The following is a 1,312-nucleotide window of genomic DNA, read 5'->3' as shown; positions in this document are numbered from 1 at the left end:
TGAATCGCCCCGGGTTTCGTGGAGGCCGTTTCGTTTAAGTCAGGCCGCAATGGCCTGACCTGCTTGTTGCTGGTGGAAGTTTGCCTCAGCCTCCGCAGGCGGGATATAGCCGATTGAGCTCAGCAACCGCTGGTGGTTGTACCAGTGCACCCATTTCAAGGTCGCCATCTCAACAGCCTCGCGGCTCTTCCACGACTGGCGGTAGATCAGCTCGGCCTTGTACAGCCCGTTGATAGTCTCAGCCAGGGCGTTGTCATAGCTGTCGCCCTTGCTGCCAACTGAAGGTTCAATGCCGGCCTCTGCCAGTCGCTCGGTATAGCGGATCGAGACGTACTGGCTGCCACGGTCGCTGTGATGGATCAGGCCACCCGTACGATGTGGCTGGCGGGCATACAGGGCTTGCTCCAGGGCATCCAGCACGAAGTCGGTCTTCATGCTGGTACTGACTCGCCAGCCGACGATACGGCGTGCAAAGACGTCGATCACGAACGCCACATACAGCCAGCCCTGCCAGGTCGACACATACGTGAAGTCCGATACCCACAGCTGATTTGGGCGGTCGGCATGGAATTGGCGCTGCACGCGATCCAGCAGGCAGAGCGACTTGTCGCCGGCCACCGTTGTGCGCAGGATCTGGCCGCGCCTGATGCCCTGCAATCCAGCCCGACGCATCAACCGCTCTACCGTACATCTGGCCGCCTCGATACCTTCTCGCCTGAGTTGCTTCCAGACTTTCACTGCGCCATAGCACTGCATGTTGGTGTCCCACACCCGCTGGACTTCCAGGGTCAACGCGTCATCACGCTTAGCACGGCAGCAGCGTAGTGCCGGGTTGCGTTGCTGTGCCGCGTGCCTGCGGTAACCGGACGGGGCGATTTGCAAGACACGGCAAATCGACTCGACCCCGAGACGGTCACGATGCTGATCGACGAATGCCCTCAGGACTTGGTGCGGCGGTCGAGCTCCGCCTGGGCAAAATACGCACTGGCCAGGCGCAGGATCTCGTTGGCTTTGCGCAGCTCGCGATTCTCTCGCTCCAGGGCCTTGATGCGCTCACGCTCTTCACTAGTCTGACCGGGGCGCTGCCCCACATCTGTCTGCTGGCGACGAATCCAGCCATGCAGGGTTTGCGCGGCACAGCCAATCTTCGGGGCAATGGCCTCAATGGCCGCCCACTCGGAGGGGTAGTCATTCAGGTGTTCCAGAACCATGCGCACGGCACGTTCACGGACTTCAGGGGAGTAGGTCGTAGTCTTTCTCATGGCCTCATCTTCTCAAGAGTTGAGGCCTCCACGAAACCCGGGGCGATTCA

1 protein-coding gene and 1 other annotated feature are annotated in these 1,312 nt (G+C 60.8%); the gene reads right to left on the bottom strand.

Going from position 1 to position 1,312, the window contains the following annotated elements:
- Positions 1–39: 39 nt before the first annotated feature.
- Positions 40–1,262, bottom strand: a protein-coding gene (locus MJ643_RS30345; RefSeq protein ID WP_247727276.1) for an IS3 family transposase whose coding sequence is annotated in 2 segments (ribosomal slippage) — positions 40–977 and positions 977–1,262 — 1,224 coding nt in all. Because the reading frame shifts where the segments join, the coding sequence is not laid out codon by codon here.
- Positions 868–984: a sequence feature (AL1L pseudoknot), on the bottom strand. It overlaps the preceding gene by 117 nt.
- Positions 1,263–1,312: the final 50 nt, after the last annotated feature.

The sequence above is a fragment of the Pseudomonas sp. PNPG3 genome, assembly GCF_023093815.1.
Classification (GTDB): domain Bacteria; phylum Pseudomonadota; class Gammaproteobacteria; order Pseudomonadales; family Pseudomonadaceae; genus Aquipseudomonas; species Aquipseudomonas asiatica.
The sequence above is the reverse complement of the archived record's forward strand: the minus strand, read 5'-3'. Positions and strand labels throughout refer to the sequence as shown.